Here is a 22,303-nt window from a genome sequence, read left to right on the forward strand (position 1 = left end):
CGCATGGTTCCTATCTAAGCAGGCGAGTTACGCGCCGGCCTCGAAGCGTACGAACCGGGTGACGGTCACCCCGGCAGCCTCCAGCTCCTTGCCGACGGTCGTCTTCTGGTCCAGCACCGACGGCTGCTCCAGCAGGACGACCTCCTTGAAGTAGGCGTTCACCCGGCCGTCGACGATCCGGCCGATGGCCTGCTCGGGCTTGCCCTCCTCGCGGGCCCGCTCCTCGGCGATCCGGCGCTCCCGCTCGACATCCTCCGCCGGGACCTCGTCCCGGGTGAGGTAATTCGGGCGCATCGCGGCGATCTGCCGGGCAGCAGCCTTGGCGGCCTCCTCGTCGTCACCCTCGTACGCCACCAGCACGCCGATCTGCGGCGGCAGATCAGGGTCCCGGCGGTGCAGGTAGAGGGCGCTCTTCCCCTCGACGTAGGCGGCCTCACCGATCTCCAGCGCCTCACCGATCTTGGCGGCCAGCTCGGTCACCGCGTCGGCGGCGGTCTGCCCGGAAGGCAGCGTGACGGCCTTGGCCGCCTCGACGCCGTCGGCCTTCGCGGCCGCGACGGCGGCCACGATGGACGCAGCGAGATTCTGGAACTCGTCGTTCTTGGCGACGAAGTCGGTCTCGGCGCCGAGCTTGATCAGTGCGCCGTCCGCTGCGGCGACCAGACCGTTGCTGGCCGACCGCTCGGCACCACGCTTGGCGGCCTTGGCGGCACCGGAGACCCGGAGCACCTCGATGGCCTTCTCGAAATCGCCGTCGGCCTCGACCAGGGCCTTCTTGGCGTCCATCATCCCGGCGCCGGTGGCGTCGCGGAGCTTCTTCACATCAGCGGCAGCGATCGTTGCCATGCTCGTGTGTTTCCTCTGTTCTACTCGTGCGGATCGATCTGGATCGATACGAATCGGCGCCGGTTCTCGGTCGGCCTTCAGTTCTCGGTCGGCCTTCAGTTCTCGGTCGGCTCGGCCGTGGCTTCCTCGGCCGGGGTCGCGGCATCGGCGGCGGGAGTTTCGACGGCCGGGGTCGCGGCAGCCGGAGCGTCAGCTGCCTCAGCGGCCGGTGCCTCAGCGGCGGCCTCCGCAGCCGGCGTCGCGCTGTCGGCGGCAGGGGCCTCTACGGCGGGAGTCTCGGCGGCGGGAGTCTCGGCGGCAGGGGTCTCGGCGGCAGGAGTCTCCTGGCCGGCGGCCAGCAGCTCACGCTCCCAATCGGCCATCGGCTCGGCGTCGGCCTCGCCGGTCTGCGCGCCGGAGCGGGCCAGCAGACCCTCGGCGACGGCGTCGGCGAGCACCCGGGTGAGCAGCGAGACGGAGCGGATCGCGTCGTCGTTGCCCGGGATCGCGTAGTCGACCTCGTCGGGATCGCAGTTGGTGTCCAGGATCGCGATCACCGGGATGCGCAGCTTGCGCGCCTCGTCGACGGCCAGGTGCTCCTTCTTGGTGTCGACGATCCAGACCGCCTGCGGGGTCTTGGCCATGTCGCGGATGCCGCCGAGAGTCTTCTCCAGCTTGTCCTTCTCGCGGCTCAGCCCCAGCAGCTCCTTCTTGGTCAGCCCGGACGCGGCGACATCGTCGTAGTCGATGCCTTCGAGCTCCTTGAGCCGCTGGACCCGCTTGATCACGGTCTGGAAGTTGGTGAGCATGCCGCCCAGCCAACGCTGATTGACGTACGGCATACCGACCCGGGTCGCCTGCTCGGCGATGGCTTCCTGAGCCTGCTTCTTGGTGCCGACGAAGAGCACCTGGCCGCCGCGGGCGACGGTCTCCTTGACGAAGGCGTACGCGCGATCGATGTAGGTCAGCGACTGCTGCAGGTCGATGATGTAGATGCCGTTGCGCTCGGTGAAGATGAATCGCTTCATCTTCGGATTCCAACGGCGGGTCTGGTGACCGAAATGAACGCCGCTCTCCAAGAGCTGGCGCGTGGTGACGACAGGCATCTGCCTGTTCCTCCTCGTTCGACGGTTGTCGGTGCCGCGGTGCGACACCCCTGACGCACACGCGCGACCCGTCCCTTTCGGGGACCGTCGGACCGCACCCGCCGCCGAGACGGTGGAAAGTGTGCATGCGAAGTCAGCCCACGAGGGGCTGCTGAGATCAGTTTACGCGTCCGCGCCCAACCTCGGAAATCGTGCGAACCCACTGCTTGTCCACAGGGTCACGACGCTTTTCGAGCGTCGTCCACAGATTTCGCCGGGGCTGAACCACGCAGTGCCTTCAGACCCAGTGTGAGGGTATGAGACGAATTCTGCGGGTCGCGTTGCTGATGGTCGTCGCCGGCTTGCTGCTGCTGGTCGACGTTGCCGGGGCGCGTGCGGACCCGGAGTTGCCGACCAGGACGAGCTGGCCCCCTGCGCGGGGTGCCGCGGGTGCTGCGGAGTTTCGACCCGCCGAGCACGCCATGGGGATCGGGCCATCGGGGCGTCGATCTGGCGGGGCAGGTCGGCGATCAGGTCCTGGCCGCTGCCGCAGGCAGCGTGACCTACGCGGGGACGCTGGCCGGCCGCGGGGTGATCGTGGTCGATCATGGCTCGGTCCGCACCACCTATGAGCCGGTCAGTCCGTCGGTGTCGGTCGGCGCGACGGTCGCACCCGGCGATCCGATCGGACGCCTGGACGCCGGACACTGCGCCGACCAGACGCGCCTGCACTGGGGCCTGATCCGCGGCGATACCTATCTGGACCCGTTGCTGCTCGCGCCGAGCGGGCGGGCCGGCGGCAGCTACCGGCTGGTGCCCGCCTCGGAGCGGACCGTCGCAGCCGAGCGAGCCACCCAACGGCAGGCGCTCCAACAGACCCTGCCCACGGCCGCCCCCGGCTCGGCGGCAGCACACGGCTTCAGTTTTCCGGTCGCCGCAGCGATCACCTCGCCGTACGGGATGCGGTTCCACCCGATCCTGCACGTCTGGAAGCTGCACGACGGTACCGACTTCGGGGCGGCCTGCGGTACGCCGATCCTCGCGCCGTACGCCGGTGTGGTCACTCAGCGCTATTTCAACGAGGGCTACGGCAACCGGCTGATGGTCGACCACGGGACCGTCGACGGCCGGCACGTGGTCAGCGGCTTCAACCACGCGATCTCCTACGTCGTCGACGTCGGCGACCGCGTCACCAAAGGCCAGGTGCTCGGCTACGTCGGGCAGACCGGGTACGCGACCGGGTGCCATCTGCACCTGATGGTCTGGCTGGACGGGCAGCTGACGGACCCGATGGCGTGGTACCGGCAATGATGCGAGACCGTGGCGTCGGCCGCGGCTCAGGCCTGTCCGAGCCCGTCGATCGCCGTGACCTCGTCCTCGGTCAGATCGACCAGCGCACCGGCGGCGTTGCTGACGATCCGCTCCGGATTGGTCGACTTGGGGATGACCACGTACTGGTGCTTGATGTGCCAGCCGACGATCACCTGAGCGGTGTTCACGCCGTGTGCCTCGGCGATCGAGACCAGGGTCGGGTCCTCGAGGTTGGACGCCCGGAAGGGGCTGTAGCCCTCCAGGACGACCTTCCGCTCAGCCAGGCCGGAGTCGATCGTCGCGTCGTAGATCGCCGGGCTCCAGCGGATCTGGTTGACGGCAGGAGCCACGCCGGTCGCGGTGATCAACTCATCGATCTGGTCCAGCGAGTAGTTGCTGACCCCGATCGACGTCGCCAGCCCCTCCTGCTGGGCTGCGATGAACTGCTCCCAGGCCTGCGGCGTGGCCTGCTTGTTCGGCGGCCAGTGCACCAGCCACAGGTCGACGTGGTCCAGGCCGAGCTTGGTCAGGCTCTCCTCGAGGGTCTGCCGCTCGCGTCCGACGTTGTCCGGCGGCATCTTGGTGGTCACGAAGACCAACTCCCGCGGCAGTCCGGCCGAGGCCAGCGCCTTGCCGATGCCGGCCTCGTTCTGGTAGCCGGTGGCCGTGTCGATGTGTCGGTAGCCGGCCTCCAGGGCGGCGATGGTGGCCGCGGTCGCCTCGGAGTCGGGGATCTGCCAGGTGCCGAAGCCGAGCAACGGCATCTGCGGACCGCTGGCCAGGGCAACTGTCGGTTCGGAGTAGTCAGTCATGTCAGCAATTCCTACCCGACGGTCCCGACATCACGCGCAGCAGGTCGGTCATCGGGAGCTGCCGTCGAAGACCAGCCGCGGCAGGCCGGGGCCGATGGTCATCCCGATCCCGGTCGTGACCACGACCACCTGGACACCCGGCATCGGCTCCGCGACCACGAACTCCTGCCCCGGGGAGGAGGCATAGATCCCCTGCCAGCGTTCCAGGACCCGCAGGGGGACACCGAACAGCGCACGGGTCAGTTCGAGCAACAACTCGAAGCCCTCCTCGGACTGGAACGGCGGAGCGTCCACCTCGCGCAGGTGGGTGTCGCCGATGATCAGCGAACCGTCCGGGCGCTGGGTGTACATCTGGTTGAGGTCCAGAGCCAGCGCATCCGGACGTTCGGAGGCGAGCCGGTCCCGCAGCGCGGTGGCTGCGCTGGTCGCGGTGAAGCCCGAATAGCGCAGCAGGGACCAGCCGGTGAAAAGCGGTGTCGCCAGAGGGCCCCGCAGGTCAGCCGCGACCCGGGCCATGTGCAACCGGCAGCGTACGATCCCTGCCTGCTCGGCGATCGCCGGGAAGAGCTCATCGATGTCGTAGTGGGTGGCGACGACGATCCGTCCGGCCCGAAGGCTGCCCCGGCCGGTGTGCACGACACCGGTCTCGATGCCCAGCGCCGCAGTCCGCCAGTAGAAGTCGACGCCCTGGGTCGCCAGCCATCGCGAGACCGCCGGGCCGGCCTCCCGCGGGTCGACCTGCAGGTCGTACGGCAGGAATGCGCCCCCGAGCACGCCGCCGGGATCGACCGGGGCGCGCTGCAGGACCTGATCAGCGTCCAGCAGCACCGCCCGGCCCGGATCGCCGCCGCTGTCGACATATTCGGTCAGGACGGCCAGCTCCTCGGCCCGTTTGGCCACGATGGTGGTGCCTGACTCCCGCAGCCAGAAGCCGGCAGCCTGCGACATCCGCAGCCACCGCTGCCGTGACTGCTCTGTCAGCTCCTTTGCCGGACCGGACTGCGGTGTCAGGCAGATATGCCCGAAATTCCTGATCGACGCCCCGACCTGGCGGGAGGAACGCTCGACGACGGCGACCGTCATACCGGCCCGGACCGCTTCCTCGGCATGGGACAGCCCGACGATGCCGGCGCCGATGATCACGACGTCGTACCGCCGGCCGGGCCTCTGCGTCAGGCCGGTCGTCGAGGGTGCCGTCGATGACTTAGTCGGGGTGGTCGTCGGGGTGGTCACGCGGCAACCCTGCCATGGACCGTCAGGCGCGCGGATGAGCCTGTTCGAAAGCGCGCTTCAACCGGTCGGTGGTGACATGGGTGTAGATCTGCGTGGTCGCCAGCGACGAGTGCCCGAGCATCTCCTGGACACTGCGCAGATCGGCTCCGCCTTCCAGCAGGTGGGTGGCCATCGCGTGCCGCAGGCCGTGCGGCCCCAGGTCGGGTGCGCCCTCGGTCAGCCCCAGTGCCCGGTGCACGATCCGGCGTACGACCCGGGGATCGATTCGGCCGCCCCGCTCACCGAGGAAGATCGCGGTGCCCGACCTCGGGCCGGCGAGCAGCCCGCGGCCCTCGTCCAGCCACCGTCGGACGGCCCGGTAGGCGGGACCGCCGATCGGCACCGAGCGCTCCTTGCTGCCCTTGCCGAAGACCCGCAGCACCTGGCGGTCGGCATCGAGGTCGGTGAGGTCGAGGCCGCACAGCTCCGAGACTCGGATGCCGGTCGCGTACAACGTTTCGAGGATCGCCACATCCCGGCAGCCGACCGGCCCGCCGGACTCCTCGGCCCGGGCCAGGGCGCCGTCGAGCATCGCCGCCGCGGCCCCTTGGTCGACCGTTGCCGGCAGCCGGCGTTGTTTCTTCGGCGACTTCAGGCCACTGGCCACGTCGCGCGGGACCCGGCCGGTCTCGTACGCCCAGGACCAGAACACCCGGACCGCCGCCGCCCGCCGCTGCACGCTGGCCCGCGCCGATCCGGCCGTCTGCTGGCGCGCCAGCCAACTGCGCAGTTCGGGCAGCCCGGCCTCGGACAGGTCGGAGATGCCGCTGGATTCCAGGTGAGCCAGCAGGCTCTCGACGTCGCCGGAGTAGGCGCGGACGGTGTGGTCGGACAGCCGCCGCTCCGAGCGCAGATGGCGTTCGTAGTCGGTCCGCAGGTCGGCGAACTGATCGCCCGGTTGCCCCATAGCCCCAACTCTCTGATATCTGTTGCCGCATGAGCGAAGCCGACACGCAGGACGCCGCGCAGGATGTTCAGCCCACCTACGACGCGCCGGAGCAGATCTTCATCGGCGGTTACACGACCGAGATGGGCGGCGGCGCGGCCGGCCTCAGCCGGTTGTCCGGAGCCGATCCGTCCACCGAACCCGCGACGCTCGGCCTGCACTCGCCGACCTTCGTGATCAAGCACCCGTCCGAGCCCTGGCTCTACGCGATCAACGAGACCACCCCCGGCAGTGTCTCTGCGGTGCTCTCCGACGACAACGGACTGCACCTGATCAATACGGTCGAGAGCGGTGGTGACGGCGGCTGCCACCTGTGCTTCGACCACACCGGCAACTTCGTCGTGGTCGCCCACTACACCAGCGGCTCGATCGCCAGCTTCCGGATCGAGGACAACGGCGCTCTGTCGGAGCGGATCGGACTGCTGCAGTTCTCCGGCTCGGGGCCGGACCCGGAGCGGCAGGACGCCGCGCACGCCCACGAGGTGGTCAGCGTCGGCAGCTCGATCCTGGTGCCGGATCTCGGCACCGACTCGGTGCACATCGTCCGGATCGACGGGGACGGGAATCTGACCCCGGCAACGGATTCGATCACCCTGCCGCCGGGATCGGGCCCCCGGCACCTGGTGCTCGCCGGCCAGTATCTGGTGGTGGCCTGCGAACTGTCGGCCAGCCTGTGGGTCGGTGCGCTGGATGCGCAGGTCGGCTCCGAGGGCATCACCGTGCCGGCCTCGGCGCGGGAGACCGACGAGCGGATCTACCCGTCGGCCATCGCCCAGTACGGCGAGCAGATCGTGGTTGCCAACCGGGGCGCCGACACGTTGAGCTTCTTCACCCTGGATGCCTCCGGCACCCCGCACCCGCTGGTGGAGATCGACTGCGGCGGAGCCTGGCCGCGCGACCTGACGGTCGACGGTGAGCAGATCTGGGTCGCCAACCAGGTGGGCGACAATGTGACGGTGATCCGACCGACTGCGGTGACCGGGGATCCGGCGGGCTGGCAGACCGTCCAGCAGATCGCCACGCCGTCGCCCGCCGTGGTGATCCCCGCACGCTAGCGTTGGGGCCATCCCAACAGCTTTCCCATCAGCTATCCCATCAGCTATCCCATCAGCATTGCCGAATCCCCTTTTTTCGTTCAGGAGTAGTCGTGGCCCGAGCAGCACGGAAGCAAACCCGGACGTCCGCAGCCGACCGGCCGGGCCCGACCGGTCAGGACGTCGCCATCGTCGGCGGGAGGATCGTCCCGGTCGTCGGCGAGGTGATCGAGAACGGCACCGTGTTGATCAAGGACGGGAAGATCACTGCGGTCGGCACCAAGGTCAAGGTCGACAATGACACCGCCGTGATCGATGCGGCCGGGAAGTGGGTGCTGCCGGGGTTCCTCGAGGCGCACGGCCATGTCGGTGTCCACGAGGAGGGCAACGGCTGGGCCGGCAGCGATACCAATGAGATGACCGACCCGGTCGGCGCCAGATTCCGCGCCCTGGACGCGATCAACCCCGCCGACGAGGGCTTCCGCGATGCGCTGTCCGGCGGCGTCACCTCGGTGGTGGTCAAGCCCGGCTCCGGCAATCCGATCGGCGGCCAGACCGTCGCAGTGAAGTCCTGGGGCCGGATCGTCGACGAAATGGTGATCAAGGAACCGTGCAGCGTGAAGTCGGCGCTGGGCGAGAATCCCAAGCGGGTGTACGGCGAGAAGAAGCAGACGCCGTCCACCCGGCTGGGAGTGGCCTCGGTGATCCGGGACGCCTTCCGTGCGGCGCAGGACTATGTCGAGCGCCGCGACGAGGCCGACCGGGACGGCAAGTCCTTCACCCGCGACTCCACCAACGAGACGCTGGCCGCGGTGCTGGCCGGTGACCTGCCGTGGGACCAGCACACCCACCGCGCCGACGACATCGCCACGGCGATCCGGTTGTCGGAGGAATTCGGCTACAAGCTGGTGATCAACCACGGGACCGAGGGCCACCTGCTGGCCGATGTCCTTGCGGAGAAGGGCATTCCGGTGATCATCGGCCCGCTCTTCACCAGCCGCAGCAAGGTCGAGCTCAACCTCCGGCACCTGCGCAACCCGGGTCTGCTCGCCAAGGCCGGGGTCAAGATCGCGATCACCACCGATCATCCGGTCGTGCCGATCAACTATCTCGTCTACCAGGCCATCCTCTCGGTCAAGGAGGGGCTGGATCCGCGGACCGCGATCGAGGCGCTGACGATCAACCCGGCACAGATGCTCGGGCTGGACGAACGGGTCGGGTCGCTCGAGGTCGGCAAGGACGGCGATGTGGTGATCTGGAGCGGCGATCCGCTGGAGATCATGAGCCGGGCCGAGCAGGTGCTGATCGAGGGCCGTCCGGTCTACTCCTACGACTACGAGCGCGGCACTGGAGTGACCGCCGACCCGTACGCCGTGCTGCGGAGCCAGGCCGGATGAGTGATCTGACCACCTCCGATCTCACCACCGGCGGCACCGTCCGGCCGATCACCAGGTGGGGTGACCCGGTGCTGCACCGCCGGCAGCAGCCGGTCACCGACTTCGACGACGCGCTCCATCAGTTGATCAAGGACATGTTCGCGACGATGGCCGCGGCCGACGGGGTCGGCTTGGCCGCACCACAGGTCGGTATCGATCTTGCGCTCTTCGTCTACGACTGCCCGGACGAGGACCGCCGCCGTCACATCGGCGTCTTCTGCAATCCGGAGGTGACGCTGCCCGAGGGCAAGGACCGCAAGCTGGACTACATCGACGAAGGCTGCCTGTCGCTGCCGGGCGCCTACATCGAGCTGGCCCGGCCCGATGTCGCGATCTGCTCCGGCCAGGACGCCTTCGGCAATTCGATCCAGATCGAGGGCACCGGCTATTTCGCGCGCTGCCTGCAGCACGAGACCGATCACCTCAAGGGCACCGTCTTCGGCGACCGGCTGTCGGCGCGGGCCCGCAAGAAGCTCTACTCCGACCACAAGAGCGTCGCCGACGACTACCCGGTGGACTGGCCGGTCTCGGCCAGGACCAGCAGCAACTGAGGCCCGTCAGCCGTCCAGCGCCGCGGCGACCTCAGGAATCTGTGCGATGTAGGTGTCGACGAGCCGGCGCGCCGTGGCCAGCGAGTCCACCAGCGGATGCAGCGCAAAGGCGGTGACGGCCTCCTGCCGGGAACGCTTGTTCACGGCCGAGATGATCAACTGCTCGACCGCCTTGACCTGCTGCATCAGCCCGAGCTCGGCCAGTCCTGGCTGGTCGACGGTGAGCGGGTGCACCCCGTTGGCGCCGATCACCGTCGGCACCTCGACCACAGCGTCGTACGGCAGCCCCGCGATCGCGGTCCGGTTCCGGACGTTGAGGATCGCGGTCCAGTGCTCGTTGCGGCTGATCGCCCGCATCACATTCAGCGCGACGCCGGCATAGCCGAGCTGGCTCGGGTCGGTGGCGGCGTCGTGTTCGGTGATCGGTGCGCCCTGGACGCCGCCCTTGGCCTCGGCCATGTAGCTCGCCTCGCGGTGCTCGACGGCCTGGCGCCACAGCCGGGCGACGTCCTCGGTGCTCGCGGCCTGGCGATAGAAGTCAGCCTGCGTCCTCGCCAGGAAGTCGCCGCGGGTGACCCCGGCGGCCTTGATCGCAGCGACGGCCTCGCGGTTCTCGTAGTAGTAGTGCAGGTACTCGTTGGGGATCATGCCGCGGCTGCGCAGCCAGTCTGCGCCGAAGATCGTGGCCTCCTCCAGCCGCGCCAGCCTCTCGTCATCGGCCAGCAACTCAGGCAGCAGATCGCGGCCGTCCAGCAGGATCCGGCGCATCCAGCCGAGGTGGTTCAGGCCGACGTAGTCCAGCTGCAGCCGGTCATGATCATGACCCAGCCGATCTCCGACAAGGATGGCCGCGACCCGACGACCCAACTCGGACGGGGTGTCGCAGATGCCCAGCACCCGGTCGCCCAGTTCGGCCTGCAGTGCCTCGGTGATGATCCCGGCCGGGTTGGTGAAATTCAGGAAGTACGCCTCCGGTGCGACCCGCTTGACCCGGCGGGCGATGTCGATCATCACCGGAAGCGTGCGGATCGCGTACGACAATCCCCCAGGCCCGGTGGTCTCCTGCCCGATCACCCCGAGGTCCAGAGCGACGTGCTCGTCGGCCTGGCGGCCCGCCAGGCCACCGACCCGGACTGCCGCGAAGATGAAGTCGCTGCCCTGCAGGGCCTGATCAAGATCTGTGCCGGCCGACAGTGTCGGTGCGTCGGGGAAGCCCTCAGCCAGCTGGCCGAGGATCCTGGTCGTCACCTCCAGCCGGGACGCGTCGGTGTCGTACAGGCTGACCTGGTCGACCCGGGGGCTGCCGGTGTCGCGGATCAGCGCCTGCCAGACGAAGGGCGTACGGAATCCGCCGCCGCCGAGGATGCATAACTTCACCCGGACATCTTCGCTGGTCGGCCTCCGGCGCACTCAGGCAGGGAACGACTCGGCGAGCTCCCGTAGGCGGACCGTGTAGCCGGCCCAGTCCTCGGCGCTGTTGTCCGGCAGGTTGCTGTTGTCCGGGTTCAGACCGACCAGCCCGTCGGTCAGTTCGCGGAGGATGTCGACCTGTCCGAGATGCTGGGCGTTCTCACTGATCACGTGCACGAGCATCCACGCCAGGGTGACGTCCTGGTTGCCCGGACGCCACCAGGGCACGCGGCCTGTGGCGTCCAGGTCGAGCTCGTCGACGGTCCGGTCGGTGTGTGCCCAGGCGGCGCGGGCGAAGTCCTTGATCAAGTCCGCCGGCTCGTCCGCAGTGGCCCAGAGGTCGGTGCTCGGGTCGGCGTCGATCCGCTCCAGCACCGGGTGACTGAACGGCCGGTCGAAGACCTCCCCGAGATAGCCGACGTCGACCGCCGCTACGTGTTTGAGGATGCCCAGCAGGTTGCTGCCGGTGGGCGTCAGCGGCATCCGCAGCAGGCGTTCGGACAGGCCGTCGACCTTCCACAAGAACGACTCGCGACTCTCCCGGTAGTACCGAACGAGCATCGATTTCTGATCCACGTCTCGAAACTAGCGGCCGGGTGCGGGCTGCCGCCAACGCATTACTCGTGGCACTCTGGGCATCCAGCCCCTTGCCGGCCACAGATTGGATCGCATCCGCATGAGCCTCAACGCCCCCGGAGCCGATGGCACGTTGTCCCTCTTCGCGGAGAACGCCCGGATCATCAGGAAGCAGTTCCGCTGGCAGAACGCGCTGACCAGCCGGCTGGCTGCCCTGCTCTACGCCCAGCAGGGCAGGATCGCCGACCCCGAGGCCATCCGGCAGTGTCAGGAGTTGATGAAACAGAACACCGGCCTGTTCTCCAGTTTCCGCGGTTCGATGGCGTTGTCGCTGGCGGCACTCCTGTCGCTGTCGCCCGACCCGCAGGGCCTGTTCGGCCAGACTCTGAAAGTCTACGAACTGCTCAAGAGCACCCGGCTCCGGTCGTCGGACTACCTGGCGGTCGCCGCGTACCAGATCGCTGCCCAGACCGGCCCGAACGGTCCGGCGCAGGCGGTCAGCCGGACCAGGGCCTTCTACGACCGGATGAAGGCCCGGCACTTCTTCCTGACCGGCCAGGACGACTACATCTTTGCCGCGATGCTCGGCCTCTCGGACCTGGATGTCGACTCGGGCGCCGACCGGATCGAGCGGCTGCACGATCGGCTGAAGGGCGAATTCCGCGGCCGCAACAGCGTCCAGGCGCTGGCCCAGGTGCTGGTGCTGGGCGGCTCCGACGACCAGACCGCCGGGCAGGTGCTGGCGCTGCGGGACGCGCTCCGCGCCCGGAAGATCAAACTCGACCGGCCCGACTCGCTGCCGGCGTTGGGGATTCTGGCGCTGCTTCCCGTGGCCGCCGACGTCGTCGCTGCCGAGATCGACGAAGCACGGACATTCCTGCGCACGCAGAAGGGTTTCGGCCGGTTCTCCGTCGGGACCCCGGAGCTTCTGCTGTACGCGACCGCCACCGTCGCCGGACGCTCCGCCCAGAGCGTCCGGGACGGGATCGTGACGGCGACGCTGTCGACCAGCATCACCAACATCATCATCGCCCAGCAGACCGCCCTGATCGCGTCGACGGCGGCCGCCGGCAGCGCAGGCGCTGCCACTGCGGCGTCGACGTAGTCCGTCAGCGGGTCGGAGGCTGGTTCAGCGCGTAGCAAGCGATCGCCGAAGCGGCCGCGACGTTGAGCGAGTCGATTCCGGCCTGCATCGGAATCCTGGCGACCAGGCTCGCCTGGGCGATCCACTGCTCGGAGAGCCCGGCGCCCTCGGTTCCGAGCATGACCGCGATCTTGCCGGTGCCGTGGGCAGCCAGCCGTTCGCGTACCTGATCAAGATTGAGAGCGTCGTCGGTGAGCGCCAGTGCGACCGTGGTGAACCCATGATCATTGAGCAGTGGGATCGCACTCCCCCAGTCGTCCAGTCGCGCCCACGGCAGTGAGAACACCGATCCCATACTGACCTTGATCGCCCGCCGGTAGAGCGGATCGGCCGACCGCGGCGACAGCAGGGCACCCTGCCAACCGAGCCCGGCCGCATTGCGCAGGATCGCGCCGACGTTGGTGTGGTCGACGATGTCCTCCAAGATCACCAGGCGGTCCCACCCCAGGAGGTCGGCTGTCGTGTAAGGATCCTGACGATGCATGGCTGCCAACGCACCGCGGTGCACGTGGAAGCCGGTGATCTCCTCGGCCAGCTTCTCGGTGACCAGATAGATCGGTGTCGTCTGATGATCATCGAGCCGGTCGGCCAGTGACTCGAGCCAGCGTTCGGCGAGCAGGAACGATCGCGGCTGGTAGCCGGCATCCAGTGCCCGACGGATCACCTTCTCGCCCTCGGCGATGAACAGCCCGCGTTCGGCCTCGAGATGCCTGCGCAGATTGACATCCCGCAGCCGTACGTAGTCGGCGAGCCGGACGTCGTCCGTCTCGGTGATCGTGACGATCTGCAACCGTGTCATCCGATCAGCTGTTGCAGCAGCTGGTCCCGCAGCAGCCTGGACCGGGTGTGGTCGCCGCCGGCCAGGACGCCGAGCTGGACATCGCCGACCGTGCCACTGGCCGGAGTCCATGCGGTCGCAGCATGCCGGTCGTCGGAGCGGACGCAGAAGATCCGCCGGCGTTCGGCCTCGACGGAGACCCGCTTGTTGCAGTCATGATCATCAGTGGCGACCAGCACGTACCAGGCACCGTCGAGGTCGCCGTCGGCGTAGCGGCGGGGCAGCCAGGTCAGGGCGTCTGAGGTGGCCAGTTCGATGATCGGCCCGGTGGCCTCCGGCGCGATCACCGTGATCAAGGCTCCTGCCTCCAGCAGGGGCCCGAGCCGGCGTGCCGCGACCCGTCCGGCGCCCACCACGACGACCCGACGGCCGGACAACCGAAGGCCGGAGAGGTAGGCGGGGACAGCAGACACGGCGTCTATGATTCCACGCATGTCACAGCCCGTCGGACTCGGAACGCTCACCTGGCAACCAGCACTGTCCCAGCCGCACCTCCTCGGCGGACCGGTCCGAGCGGCACTCGAGTCCGGCAGCCTGGACGCCGATCAGGTGTTCGTCACCGAGATCGATCCGAACCTGGCCGACACGGCGGCGTTCTGCCAGGCCTACGAGTCCCCGCTGGAGAATTCGGCCAACTGTGTCGTGGTCGCCGGCCGCCGGGCCGAGACGGAGACGACCGCCGCCTGTCTGGTGCTGGCCACCGACCGGGCGGACGTGAACAAGACCGTCCGCAAACATCTCGGCGTCCGCAAGATCTCCTTCGCCCCGATGGAGGACGCCGTCTCGGCGACCGGCATGGAGTACGGCGGCATCACCCCGGTCGGACTCCCGGGCGGTTGGCCGGTGCTGGTCGACACCGCTGTTACCGGACGGCCTTGGATTGTGATTGGCAGCGGCACCCGCGGCAGCAAGCTCGCGATCCCCGGCGCGCTGGCCGGAACGCTGCCGGGCGCCGAGGTGCTGGAACTGGCGATCTGAGGAACCCTCACCCCCAAGCCGGGACGACAGAACCGGAGCCGGAGCTTTGTCTCGGTCAACTTCTCGTGCACCGGCTCGGCTTCGGTTGCCTAACTCTGCTGCGGCGGCGTGGGCGTGGATGCCGGAACTCCGCCGGGCGGCGGGAACTGCGGCGGGACCTGGTCCTGCGGAGGTGCGAACTGCTGCGGCGCCTGCTGTTGGGCCGGCTGCTCCGGGGCCGGCTGCTCCGGGGCCCGCTGCTCCGGGCCCTGCTGCGCGGGTGTACCGGGCATGGCCCCTTCCAGCGCGGCATGCCCGTCGTTCAGGCCTGATCTGCCGTGCGCCGGCGGAGTCTCCAACTCCTGGGCCGCCGCGATCGCCTGCTGCACCTGCTTGTTGGCCTCGGCGTCGTCGCTGTCCTTCTGCGCCTGGAGTTCGGCTTCCACGTCGATCTTCTTCGGTGCGACGAAATTGCCGGACACCGCCGCCGGGATACCGGAGGCCGCCTCCTTCACGGCACCGCCCAGACCCTCCAGTGCCTTGCCGAGTTCGGACGGGACGACCCAGACCTTGTTGGCGTCGCCGCGGGCGATCGCCGGCAGCATCTGCATGTACTGGTAGGACAGCAGCGCCTGGTCCGGCTGGCCGGCGTGGATGGCGTTGAAGACGGTGGTGATCGCCTGCGCCTCGCCCTCGGAGCGCAGCATCTGGGACTGCCGGTCGGCCTGGGCCCGCAGCACCGCGGCTTCTCGCTCACCCTGGGCCCGCAGGATCGCGGATTCCTTCTCACCACTGGCCGACAGGATCTGGGACTGTCGCTGGCCCTCGGCCAACAGGATCGAGGCCCGCTTGTCGCGCTCGGCCCGGGCGCCCTTCTCCATCGCGTCGCGGATCGTGGGTGGCGGATCGATGGCTCGCAGCTCGACGCGGTTGACCTTGATCCCCCACTTGCCGGTCGCCTCGTCCAGCACCACCCGGAGCTTGCCGTTGATCTCCTCGCGGCTGGTCAGTGCCTGCTCGAGATCAAGACCGCCGATGATGTTGCGCAGCGTGGTCATCGTCAACTGCTCGATGGCCCGGACGTAGTCCTGCGCCTCGTAGGCCGCGCGCACCGGATCGATGACCTGGAAGTAGATCACCGAGTCGATGTTGACCATCAGGTTGTCCTCGGTGATCACGCCCTGCGGCGGGAACGGCACGACGACCTCGCGCATGTCCATGTTGTAACGGACCTTGTCCACGAACGGCGCCAGCAGATGCGGCCCAGGCTGCAGGGTCCGGTTGAACTTGCCGAGTCGCTCGACAACGCCGACGCGCTGCTGCTGGATGATCCTGATCGTGCTGCCGAGGACAATGATCAGCAGGATGACGAGGATCGCCAAGGCAATGAGGCCGCCCATTTTTCTCCTTTGAGAAGTGAAACCCGACCTGAACGTCCCAGCCTACGGCGTGGGAAGCTCACCGTACTTGGGATAGACAACAGCGATCGCCCCGTCGATCTCGTACACCTCGATCTCGGTGCCCTTGGTGATCACCGTCTGTGGCGTGTAGACACGGGCCGTCCATGCCTGCCCGTCGACCTTGATCTCACCGCCCGTGGCAGTGATGTCGCTGGTGGCCACACCACTGCTGCCGACCATCTTGTCGGTCGAGGAGCGATAGCCCGGCAACTGGTTGACATGGCGCATCAGGGTCGGCCTGGCCAGCACCAGCATCGCGACCGAGACGCCGCCCGCGGCCAGGATCTGCAGCCACCACAGCTCGGCCGGGAAGATCGCGCCGACAACGGCGCCCGCGACCGCACCGATCGCGATCATGATCAGGACGAAGTCCATGGAGAGGATCTCGGCGACCCCGAGCAGCACGGCCAGCGTGAGCCACAATGCCCAGGGGTTGTTGCCGAGCCAGTCCGTCAGATTCATCGGCATCGGTTCACCCCAAATTCTCTCTTGGGACCCATAGTGCCAGGCGGGCTGTAATCGACACGCTTCTACCCGGCCCGGGCCGCGAAGCGGCCGCGGTCCTCGGTCAGCTGCAGCGGCAATTCGAACGTCTCGCTCAGGTTCTCGGCGGTCAGCGTGTCGGCCAGCGGACCGGCCGCGACCACCGCACCGCGGCGGAGCAGCAGGGCGTGGGTGATTCCGGCGGGAATCTCCTCGACGTGATGGGTGACCAGGACCGTTGCCGGGGCGTACGGGTCCCGGGTGATGTCGGAGAGCGTACGGACCAGGCTCTCGCGACCCGCCAGGTCGAGGCCTGCGGCGGGCTCGTCCAGCAGCAGCAGCTCGGGGTCGGTCATCAGCGCCCGGGCGATCTGGACCCGCTTCTTCTCGCCCTCGCTGAGGGTTCCGAAGGTCCGGTCGGAGAAGGACAGGATGCCCAGCTGGTCCAACAGCTCGTCGGCGCGCTGGTGGTCGAGATCGTCGTAGGACTCCCGCCAGCGGCCGATCACGGCGTAGCCGGCCGAGACCACCACGTCGTGCACCCGCTCGCTGCGCGGGATCCGCTCGGCCAGCGCGGCCGAGGTCAGGCCGATCCGCGGCCGGAGCTCGAAGACGTCGACCGTGCCGAGCACCTCGCCGAGCAGCCCGGCGACGCCGCTGGTCGGATGGATCTGGGCGGAGATCACCTGCAACAGAGTCGTCTTGCCGGCGCCGTTCGGACCGATGATGACCCAGCGCTCGGACTCGTCGACGGTCCAGGTGATCTTGTCCAGCAAGGTCGCACCGCCCCGGACGATGGAGACCTCTGCAAGGTCGATCACGGCAGCCATGAAGGAGAACTTACAGGCGTGACGTACCGTAACTCGGGTGCACCTGCCGTCGGTCCGTCTGGCCAGCTATCTCAATGCGCTGATCCATGCTCCGATCGGCGCTGCCCGGATGAGCGCCGAGGTTGCCGCACGGTCGATCACGGAGCCGGATGTCGCCCATCACGTGATCGACTCCGACGGGCGCCTCGGACTCGACCCGCTGGGTGCGCATCCGCTGGAGTCCGCGCTGCCGGCGCTGCGGATGATCGAACGGGACAGCTGGGTGCTGGCACTGCCGACACCCGGCGCCCTCGGGGCGCTGCGTGGCCCACGCCCGCTCAACGAGGCGGCCCTGGAGAACGGCGAAGCGGTGATCGGCGTGACCGCCGGGATCGGCCTGGTGCCGCTGCGCGTCGGACCGGCCGTGCAGTGGCGGGTGCTGGCCGCCGAGCGACCGTTCACGACCCTGACCCCGTACGACGCCGAGCGCGCCCTCAACGAGGTCGTCCTGGAGGCGGTGAGCACCCTGAGCGATCTGCAGGTGGCGGCGGGCACCCGCCCGCGCGACGACCGGTCGGTGCGACTGGCACCCGGCTATCCGAGCCGGCAGCTGGTCACCGCCGACCGCGCTGCCCGGCTGCTGCAGGCGGCCGATATCGCACTGGCCGATGACGGCGGCTCGATCTCGGTCTTCGAGGCCGACCAGCGGGCCGTCATCCTGCGCCGGCTGCGGGCCGCCGCCAGCGATGCGCTCTGCGCGGCGGTAAGTTTTCCGCCGCGGCCGGAATCCTCGACCGGCTAGGCATGGATCGCCGTGGCGCCGGATCCGCGTGATCATCCGCGCGACCATTGGGCAGCCATGGAACGCCGCTACGGCACGATCGTGGTCGCCGAGTGGTGTGCGGAGTTGATCACCGGCCGGATCGAGGCCGATGATCCCGATCACCCGGCACTGACCATCCTTGGCGGCGGGTCCTATATCCAGCGGATCCGCTCAGGGGTCTCCCCCGACTACTGGGTCCGCGTCTGGGCCGCCCGCGCGTTGCTCTACCTCTGGGACGAATCCGCGACACCTGCGGTGATCAGCGGGCTGTCCGACGAGCACTGGAGGGTCCGGGAGATGTGCGCCAAGGTGTGCCGGTTGCGTGAGCTCGGGGCAGCCGGTGATCAACTGGCGGCGCTGGTCACCGACGAGACACCAAGAGTCCGTGCCGCCGCGATCCGCGCACTCGCTGTGGTCGGCGAGGCCGAGCACGCCGAAGCCGTACGGAGTGCCCTGGGTGACCCGGAACCGGCTGTCGTCGAGGTGACTGAGGCCGCGCTGGGTGCGATGTCAGCTCGTCTCGACCGCGATCTCAGCGGCTGACGCAGCGCGGACGACTTCAGCGGGTGGGACCTTATGGCCTGCCATAGTGCACAGATGAACACGCCTGGTCCATCAGCGCCGGCTGACGAATTCGTCGTGCACACCGACCGCGTCGCGATCAACCGCCGGCACGGCGGGATCCTTGTCGCGCATGGACTTCTCGCCGCCCTCGTCGTGGTGGCGATGATCTGGATCAGCAGCCTCGACGCCGGCCCGCTCTCGATCCTGCCCATGCTCGTCCTGCTGGTCGGGCAGATCTTCCAGTTGAGCTATCACAGCTTCGTGTACGGCAGCCGGATAGCGATCAGCGAGCCGTTGACGATCGACGGCCGGGGCTTCGCGATGAATACGGCGGCCGGGCGCATGGAAGTGCCCTGGGAGGCAGTCACCGGAGTCGAGGTCCGACGCCGCCTGTGGAACCGGTTCCTGGTGCTGCGGCTGCATCCTGCGGCCCAGCCGGGAAGTCCCGGGGTGCAGACCGACCTCTCCGCGCGCTACTGGACGCGGATGCAGCGCTACGGCGGACCGATGCTCGGTGCCGTAGGGATCCGGGAGTCCTACGACCAGATCAGGCAGGCGGTCAGCTACTTCAGCCGAGGCAGGGTGCCGGTCGGTTGATCACCGGTCCCGATCGCCGGTCCCGATCCTGAGACGATCACCGGACGATCACCGGAGCCACATCGGGCTTTTCGATCATGGTGCGGCTCGGGAAGGCGCGGCGGCCGACCAGCACGACGGCGGCCCCGATCAGCAACGGGATCGAGCTGAGCCAGGCCAGAGTGCCGATGCCCACGACATTCAGGACGACTCCGCCGATCGCGGAGCCGGCGGCGATGCCGACGTTGGCCGACACGTTCAGCCACGCGCCGGAGAGCTCCGGCGAGGTTGCGTCGGCGCGGACGGCGGAGGTCTGGAACAGCGACGGCGCCGGCCCGAAGGCGGCGTTCCAGATCACGCCGAAGATGATCACCAGCGGGAGCGACGGGAATCCGACACTGACCGCGATCATTCCGCAGCCGCTGACCAGCAAGATCATCAGCGCGGTCGCACGGGGTCGGTGATCCAGCGACCGGGAAGCAAGCCAGATCCCGATCAGCCCGAAGGCACCGAACAGGAACAGCACCGGAGCCACCCAGGCGGTCGTCGCACCGGCGCGCAGCAGCAGCACCCCGACGTAGGTGTAGAAGGCGTACTGGCCGACATAAGCCAGAGCGTTGGCGACCAGCACCGCGGTGACATCGCGACGACGCGCGGAGTGATCGACAGGGTCCGCGCCGGATCCGGTCCCGGATGCCGGCAACGTCCGGGCGAGCAGGATCAACACACCGATCATCAAGATCACCAGGACTCCGAAGGCGGGCCGCCAGCCGACCGCATTCCCGAGCGCTGTGGCCGCCGGAGCACCCAGGATCAGCCCGGCGGACACTCCGGCGGAAACCAGCGCCAGCGCGCGCCCGGTCTGCGAGGGATGCACCAACCGGGCCGAGTAGCCGATGCAGACCGAGAAGAAGATCGCGTGCGTCACACCGCCGAGAGCCCTGCCCAGGTCGAGCACGGCGACATTCGGCGCGAGCGCGCAGACCAGGTTGCTGACCGCGTAGGAGCCGATGCCCAGCAGCAAGATCAGCTTGCCCGGAACCCGCCGGGTCACCAGCGTCAGCGGCACAGCGGTCAGCATCACCATCGCCGCGTAGACACTGACCAGCAAGCCGGCCCGGGAAGCGTTGATGTGGAACTGCCGACTGATCGCCGGCAGCAGACCCACGGGCAGCAGCTCGGTGGTCACCGCGGCGAACACAGCCAACCCCAGCACGGCCAGAGCCGGACGTGCGGCCGCGAAGTCCGGGGATCGATCACTCACCCCACCGTCGGCAGTCGCAGCCGTGTCCGTCATCGGTTCCTTTGCAGCTGGTCAAGGCGACGAGCGATTTACTCGTATGGCGAGGATATTACTCTCGACACTGACCGAACGGGGATGGAAGGCTGGACGGGTGACTCGTGTGGCTCGCAGGCGGTGGGCGACGGCAGCGGAGTGGTTGCGTCTGCTCACCACCGAACCGGACATCACCCGGCGCGAGGCTGCAGAGCGTCTGGGTCTGTCCAGCGGCGCCGCCACCGACCTGGTCGACCGGCTCAAGCGGCTCGACCTGCTGGACGAGTCCAAGGCCGAGTCCACCGGCCCCGGCCGTCCGACGTCGGTCTTCGCGCCGCATCCCGCGGGTCCGCTCGTCCTGATCGTGGGTCTTCAGGCGTCCGGCTGGGACCTTCGGCTCTCCGACCTCTTCGGACGCCTGACCGTGCTCGCCTCGGAGCCGTATCGGGACGACCGCCCGGAAGCCGTGCTGGCGACCGTGGCGGCTGCGGTCGGTCACACGGTCGAGGGAGCCGGTACTCGGATCCGATGCCTGGTCGTCTCGGCCGCCGGGCCTGTCAGCGGGACCTTCCTGGGTCAGCTGTCCGCGAGGCACTGGTTGGACCTGCTCGATCTCGAACAGCTGACCCACGCCATCCCATCGGAGCAGCGGCCGCCGCTGCTGGTCGGTAACGATGCCACCCTGGCCGGGGTCGCCGAAGCACGGACCGGTGCGTCACGGGGCAGTTCGGTCGCGCTACACCTGATGGTGGCGACCGGGATCGGCGGAGTGGTCCTGCTGGATGGCGAGCCGGCCCAGGGCGCTCACGGCGCCGGCGGCGAGTTCGGGCACCTGCCCTTCGCCGATCCGGCTCTGCAGTGCACCTGCGGGTCGCACGGCTGCTGGGACCTCGCCGTCGACGGCCGGGCGCTCGCCCGGCACCGTGGTGATCCGGAGCCTGCGGACCCGACGGATTACGCCCAACGCCTCTTGACAGACCTCGCCGCCGGCCGCGGCGACCTCACCCGGACCCAGAACGCCGCCGAATCGGCTGCCGCGGCGTTCGGTGGCGGGATCGCCGGCCTGGTCAACGCCCACGATCCGGAGATGATCACCATCGGCGGCCTCGGGCCACTGCTGCGCCGGTCGGCGCCGATGGCATTCGACCGGGCGTACCGGGCCGGCCTGATGGCGATCCATCGTCGACAGCCGGCAGCGGTGGTGGACAGCGTGCACGGCACGAACGGCCCGGCGCTGGGTGCGGCCTATCTGGGCATCGATCAGATCAGCAGCCCGACTGCCCTGGAGCGCTGGGCCGACCTCGTACCGGACGCCGGCTGACGGTGACCCCTCCTCAGGCGCCCATCTTCTGCATGCCGCCATCGACGTGGATCATCTCGCCGGTCGTCTTGGGGAACCAGTCCGACAGCAGCGCGACGGCCGCCTTCGCAGCCGGCGTGATGTCCTTGGCGTCCCAGCCCAGCGGTGCCCGCTCGGCCCACAGCCCGTTGAACTGGTCCGAGCCCGGGATCGCCTTCTTGGCCAGGGTGTCCAGCGGGCCTGCGGAGACCAGATTGACCCGTACGCCCTCTGGGCCGAGATAGCGGGCGAGGTAACGGGAGGTCGACTCGAGAGCCGCCTTCGCGACGCCCATCCAGTCGTAGACCGGCCAGGCGACGGTGGCATCGAAGTCGAAGCCGACCACCGACGCGGTCTCGGCGAAAAGCGGCTTGCAGGCCATCGTCAGCGAGCTCAGCGAGTAGGCCGAGACCTGCAGCGCGGTGGACACGTCCGGCCACGGCGTGGTCAGGAAGCCACCGCCGAGCGCGGTCTCCGGATTGGCGAAGGCGATCGCGTGCACCACACCGTCCAAGTGGTCGACATGCTCCCGCAGCGCGGCCTCGAGGCCGGCCAGATGATCTTGGTTGGTGACGTCCACCTCGAGCAGCACCGGCTCCGGATCGAGCTTGCGGATCACCCGCCGGGTCAGGCTCATCGCGCGGCCGAAGTTGGAGACGATGACGTTCGCACCTTCCAGCTGCGCGATCCGGGCGGTGTGGAAGCCGATCGAGGTGTCCAACGTGACACCGGCAACCAGAATGTTCTTGCCTTCAAGGATTCCCACGGTTTCTCTG

At 68.7% G+C, this 22,303-nt stretch carries 24 protein-coding genes; 10 read left to right on the forward strand and 14 right to left on the reverse strand.

What is annotated here, in order from left to right; genetic code table 11:
- Positions 1–27: 27 nt before the first annotated feature.
- Entirely contained in the window at positions 28–846 is an 819-nt protein-coding gene (tsf, locus tag IEY07_RS13900; protein ID WP_188895973.1) for a translation elongation factor Ts, read from the reverse strand.
- Between the two features lie 95 nt (positions 847–941).
- Positions 942–1,931: a 30S ribosomal protein S2 gene (gene rpsB, locus IEY07_RS13905; protein ID WP_188895974.1), complete on the reverse strand. Its 990-nt coding sequence runs from the start codon at positions 1,929–1,931 to the stop codon at positions 942–944.
- A 420-nt stretch (positions 1,932–2,351) separates the two neighbouring features.
- Here rpsB and IEY07_RS24170 point away from each other — a divergent pair, with 420 nt between their 5' ends.
- Positions 2,352–3,221, forward strand: coding sequence for a peptidoglycan DD-metalloendopeptidase family protein (locus tag IEY07_RS24170; protein ID WP_229670092.1), 870 nt, complete (start codon positions 2,352–2,354; stop codon positions 3,219–3,221).
- 26 nt (positions 3,222–3,247) lie between these two features.
- On the opposite strand, the gene IEY07_RS13920 is transcribed toward IEY07_RS24170, so the two are convergent.
- From IEY07_RS13920 to IEY07_RS13930, 3 genes are read right to left on the reverse strand one after another with little or no spacing between them, the layout of a single operon-like run.
- The gene (locus IEY07_RS13920; RefSeq protein WP_188895975.1) at positions 3,248–4,033 is read right to left on the reverse strand and encodes an aldo/keto reductase; all 786 of its coding nucleotides are present in this window, start codon (positions 4,031–4,033) and stop codon (positions 3,248–3,250) included.
- 48 nt (positions 4,034–4,081) lie between these two features.
- Positions 4,082–5,266 carry a TIGR03364 family FAD-dependent oxidoreductase gene (locus tag IEY07_RS13925; RefSeq protein ID WP_229670093.1) on the reverse strand — a complete coding sequence of 395 codons (1,185 nt, stop codon included), beginning with the start codon at positions 5,264–5,266 and terminating at the stop codon, positions 4,082–4,084.
- A gap of 22 nt (positions 5,267–5,288) precedes the next feature.
- Positions 5,289–6,212, reverse strand: a complete 924-nt coding sequence (locus IEY07_RS13930) for a tyrosine recombinase XerC (RefSeq protein ID WP_188895976.1) — start codon at positions 6,210–6,212, stop codon at positions 5,289–5,291.
- A 29-nt stretch (positions 6,213–6,241) separates the two neighbouring features.
- On the opposite strand from IEY07_RS13930, the gene IEY07_RS13935 reads away from it, so the two are divergent.
- From IEY07_RS13935 to def, 3 genes are all read left to right on the forward strand, one after another.
- Positions 6,242–7,306 carry a lactonase family protein gene (locus IEY07_RS13935; RefSeq protein ID WP_188895977.1) on the forward strand — a complete coding sequence of 355 codons (1,065 nt, stop codon included), beginning with the start codon at positions 6,242–6,244 and terminating at the stop codon, positions 7,304–7,306.
- A gap of 92 nt (positions 7,307–7,398) precedes the next feature.
- The gene (locus tag IEY07_RS13940; protein WP_188895978.1) at positions 7,399–8,682 is read left to right on the forward strand and encodes an amidohydrolase; all 1,284 of its coding nucleotides are present in this window, start codon (positions 7,399–7,401) and stop codon (positions 8,680–8,682) included.
- Complete coding sequence (gene def, locus IEY07_RS13945; RefSeq protein WP_188895979.1) at positions 8,679–9,272, forward strand: peptide deformylase; 594 nt, start codon at positions 8,679–8,681, stop codon at positions 9,270–9,272. Before IEY07_RS13940 ends, def begins: the two co-directional genes overlap by 4 nt.
- 6 nt (positions 9,273–9,278) lie before the next feature.
- On the opposite strand, the gene IEY07_RS13950 is transcribed toward def, so the two are convergent.
- Positions 9,279–10,649 carry a 6-phospho-beta-glucosidase gene (locus IEY07_RS13950; protein WP_188895980.1) on the reverse strand — a complete coding sequence of 457 codons (1,371 nt, stop codon included), beginning with the start codon at positions 10,647–10,649 and terminating at the stop codon, positions 9,279–9,281.
- 33 nt (positions 10,650–10,682) lie between these two features.
- On the reverse strand, positions 10,683–11,258 hold the full coding sequence (locus tag IEY07_RS13955) for a DinB family protein (RefSeq protein WP_229670094.1): 576 nt from the start codon (positions 11,256–11,258) through the stop codon (positions 10,683–10,685).
- A gap of 100 nt (positions 11,259–11,358) precedes the next feature.
- Here IEY07_RS13955 and IEY07_RS13960 point away from each other — a divergent pair, with 100 nt between their 5' ends.
- Complete coding sequence (locus tag IEY07_RS13960; protein ID WP_188895981.1) at positions 11,359–12,363, forward strand: DUF4003 family protein; 1,005 nt, start codon at positions 11,359–11,361, stop codon at positions 12,361–12,363.
- A 4-nt stretch (positions 12,364–12,367) separates the two neighbouring features.
- Here IEY07_RS13960 and IEY07_RS13965 read toward each other — a convergent pair whose 3' ends face one another.
- Together IEY07_RS13965 and IEY07_RS13970 are read right to left on the reverse strand one after the other, a co-directional pair.
- On the reverse strand, positions 12,368–13,201 hold the full coding sequence (locus IEY07_RS13965) for a TrmH family RNA methyltransferase (RefSeq protein ID WP_188895982.1): 834 nt from the start codon (positions 13,199–13,201) through the stop codon (positions 12,368–12,370).
- Complete coding sequence (locus IEY07_RS13970; protein ID WP_229670095.1) at positions 13,198–13,653, reverse strand: precorrin-2 dehydrogenase/sirohydrochlorin ferrochelatase family protein; 456 nt, start codon at positions 13,651–13,653, stop codon at positions 13,198–13,200. Before IEY07_RS13970 ends, IEY07_RS13965 begins: the two co-directional genes overlap by 4 nt.
- Positions 13,654–13,672: 19 nt before the next feature.
- On the opposite strand from IEY07_RS13970, the gene IEY07_RS13975 reads away from it, so the two are divergent.
- Positions 13,673–14,218: a YbaK/EbsC family protein gene (locus IEY07_RS13975; RefSeq protein WP_188895984.1), complete on the forward strand. Its 546-nt coding sequence runs from the start codon at positions 13,673–13,675 to the stop codon at positions 14,216–14,218.
- An 89-nt stretch (positions 14,219–14,307) separates the two neighbouring features.
- On the opposite strand, the gene IEY07_RS13980 is transcribed toward IEY07_RS13975, so the two are convergent.
- The 3 genes from IEY07_RS13980 to IEY07_RS13990 all read right to left on the reverse strand — a co-directional run bounded on the left by IEY07_RS13980 (position 14,308) and on the right by IEY07_RS13990 (position 16,970).
- Positions 14,308–15,597 (reverse strand): SPFH domain-containing protein, encoded by a 1,290-nt coding sequence (locus IEY07_RS13980; RefSeq protein ID WP_188895985.1) that lies wholly within the window; start codon positions 15,595–15,597, stop codon positions 14,308–14,310.
- Positions 15,598–15,639: 42 nt separating this feature from the next.
- Positions 15,640–16,125 carry an NfeD family protein gene (locus tag IEY07_RS13985; RefSeq protein ID WP_188895986.1) on the reverse strand — a complete coding sequence of 162 codons (486 nt, stop codon included), beginning with the start codon at positions 16,123–16,125 and terminating at the stop codon, positions 15,640–15,642.
- 62 nt (positions 16,126–16,187) lie between these two features.
- On the reverse strand, positions 16,188–16,970 hold the full coding sequence (locus IEY07_RS13990; RefSeq protein WP_188895987.1) for an ABC transporter ATP-binding protein: 783 nt from the start codon (positions 16,968–16,970) through the stop codon (positions 16,188–16,190).
- Positions 16,971–17,007: 37 nt separating this feature from the next.
- On the opposite strand from IEY07_RS13990, the gene IEY07_RS13995 reads away from it, so the two are divergent.
- Genes IEY07_RS13995 through IEY07_RS14005 form a run of 3 tightly spaced genes read left to right on the forward strand, consistent with a single transcriptional unit; the run spans position 17,008 to position 18,933 of the window.
- Positions 17,008–17,751 (forward strand): Rv1486c family protein, encoded by a 744-nt coding sequence (locus IEY07_RS13995; protein ID WP_188895988.1) that lies wholly within the window; start codon positions 17,008–17,010, stop codon positions 17,749–17,751.
- A 12-nt stretch (positions 17,752–17,763) separates the two neighbouring features.
- Positions 17,764–18,315 (forward strand): HEAT repeat domain-containing protein, encoded by a 552-nt coding sequence (locus IEY07_RS14000; protein ID WP_188895989.1) that lies wholly within the window; start codon positions 17,764–17,766, stop codon positions 18,313–18,315.
- A gap of 54 nt (positions 18,316–18,369) precedes the next feature.
- Complete coding sequence (locus IEY07_RS14005) at positions 18,370–18,933, forward strand: hypothetical protein (RefSeq protein ID WP_188895990.1); 564 nt, start codon at positions 18,370–18,372, stop codon at positions 18,931–18,933.
- 37 nt (positions 18,934–18,970) lie between these two features.
- Here IEY07_RS14005 and IEY07_RS14010 read toward each other — a convergent pair whose 3' ends face one another.
- Complete coding sequence (locus IEY07_RS14010) at positions 18,971–20,209, reverse strand: MFS transporter (RefSeq protein WP_188895991.1); 1,239 nt, start codon at positions 20,207–20,209, stop codon at positions 18,971–18,973.
- Between the two features lie 97 nt (positions 20,210–20,306).
- Between IEY07_RS14010 and IEY07_RS14015 the strand changes: the two genes are divergently transcribed.
- Positions 20,307–21,509 (forward strand): ROK family transcriptional regulator, encoded by a 1,203-nt coding sequence (locus IEY07_RS14015; RefSeq protein ID WP_229670096.1) that lies wholly within the window; start codon positions 20,307–20,309, stop codon positions 21,507–21,509.
- Between the two features lie 13 nt (positions 21,510–21,522).
- Here the strand turns inward: IEY07_RS14015 and fabI are convergent, their stop codons facing one another.
- Complete coding sequence (fabI, locus tag IEY07_RS14020) at positions 21,523–22,293, reverse strand: enoyl-ACP reductase FabI (protein WP_188895993.1); 771 nt, start codon at positions 22,291–22,293, stop codon at positions 21,523–21,525.
- Between the last annotated feature and the right edge of the window lie 10 nt (positions 22,294–22,303).

Source organism: Microlunatus endophyticus (assembly GCF_014646195.1).
GTDB classification, from domain to species: domain Bacteria; phylum Actinomycetota; class Actinomycetes; order Propionibacteriales; family Propionibacteriaceae; genus Microlunatus; species Microlunatus endophyticus.

What these genes read in the sequence shown, in the direction of transcription:
- tsf (WP_188895973.1), bottom strand. Translation starts at nt 846, where the DNA reads ATGGCAACGATCGCTGCCGCTGATGTGAAGAAGCTCCGCGACGCCACC.
- rpsB (WP_188895974.1), bottom strand. Translation starts at nt 1,931, where the DNA reads ATGCCTGTCGTCACCACGCGCCAGCTCTTGGAGAGCGGCGTTCATTTC.
- IEY07_RS13920 (WP_188895975.1), bottom strand. Translation starts at nt 4,033, where the DNA reads ATGACTGACTACTCCGAACCGACAGTTGCCCTGGCCAGCGGTCCGCAG.
- IEY07_RS13930 (WP_188895976.1), bottom strand. Translation starts at nt 6,212, where the DNA reads ATGGGGCAACCGGGCGATCAGTTCGCCGACCTGCGGACCGACTACGAA.
- IEY07_RS13935 (WP_188895977.1), top strand. Translation starts at nt 6,242, where the DNA reads ATGAGCGAAGCCGACACGCAGGACGCCGCGCAGGATGTTCAGCCCACC.
- def (WP_188895979.1), top strand. Translation starts at nt 8,679, where the DNA reads ATGAGTGATCTGACCACCTCCGATCTCACCACCGGCGGCACCGTCCGG.
- IEY07_RS13960 (WP_188895981.1), top strand. Translation starts at nt 11,359, where the DNA reads ATGAGCCTCAACGCCCCCGGAGCCGATGGCACGTTGTCCCTCTTCGCG.
- IEY07_RS13965 (WP_188895982.1), bottom strand. Translation starts at nt 13,201, where the DNA reads ATGACACGGTTGCAGATCGTCACGATCACCGAGACGGACGACGTCCGG.
- IEY07_RS13975 (WP_188895984.1), top strand. Translation starts at nt 13,673, where the DNA reads ATGTCACAGCCCGTCGGACTCGGAACGCTCACCTGGCAACCAGCACTG.
- IEY07_RS13980 (WP_188895985.1), bottom strand. Translation starts at nt 15,597, where the DNA reads ATGGGCGGCCTCATTGCCTTGGCGATCCTCGTCATCCTGCTGATCATT.
- IEY07_RS13985 (WP_188895986.1), bottom strand. Translation starts at nt 16,125, where the DNA reads ATGCCGATGAATCTGACGGACTGGCTCGGCAACAACCCCTGGGCATTG.
- IEY07_RS13990 (WP_188895987.1), bottom strand. Translation starts at nt 16,970, where the DNA reads ATGGCTGCCGTGATCGACCTTGCAGAGGTCTCCATCGTCCGGGGCGGT.
- IEY07_RS14005 (WP_188895990.1), top strand. Translation starts at nt 18,370, where the DNA reads ATGAACACGCCTGGTCCATCAGCGCCGGCTGACGAATTCGTCGTGCAC.
- IEY07_RS14010 (WP_188895991.1), bottom strand. Translation starts at nt 20,209, where the DNA reads ATGACGGACACGGCTGCGACTGCCGACGGTGGGGTGAGTGATCGATCC.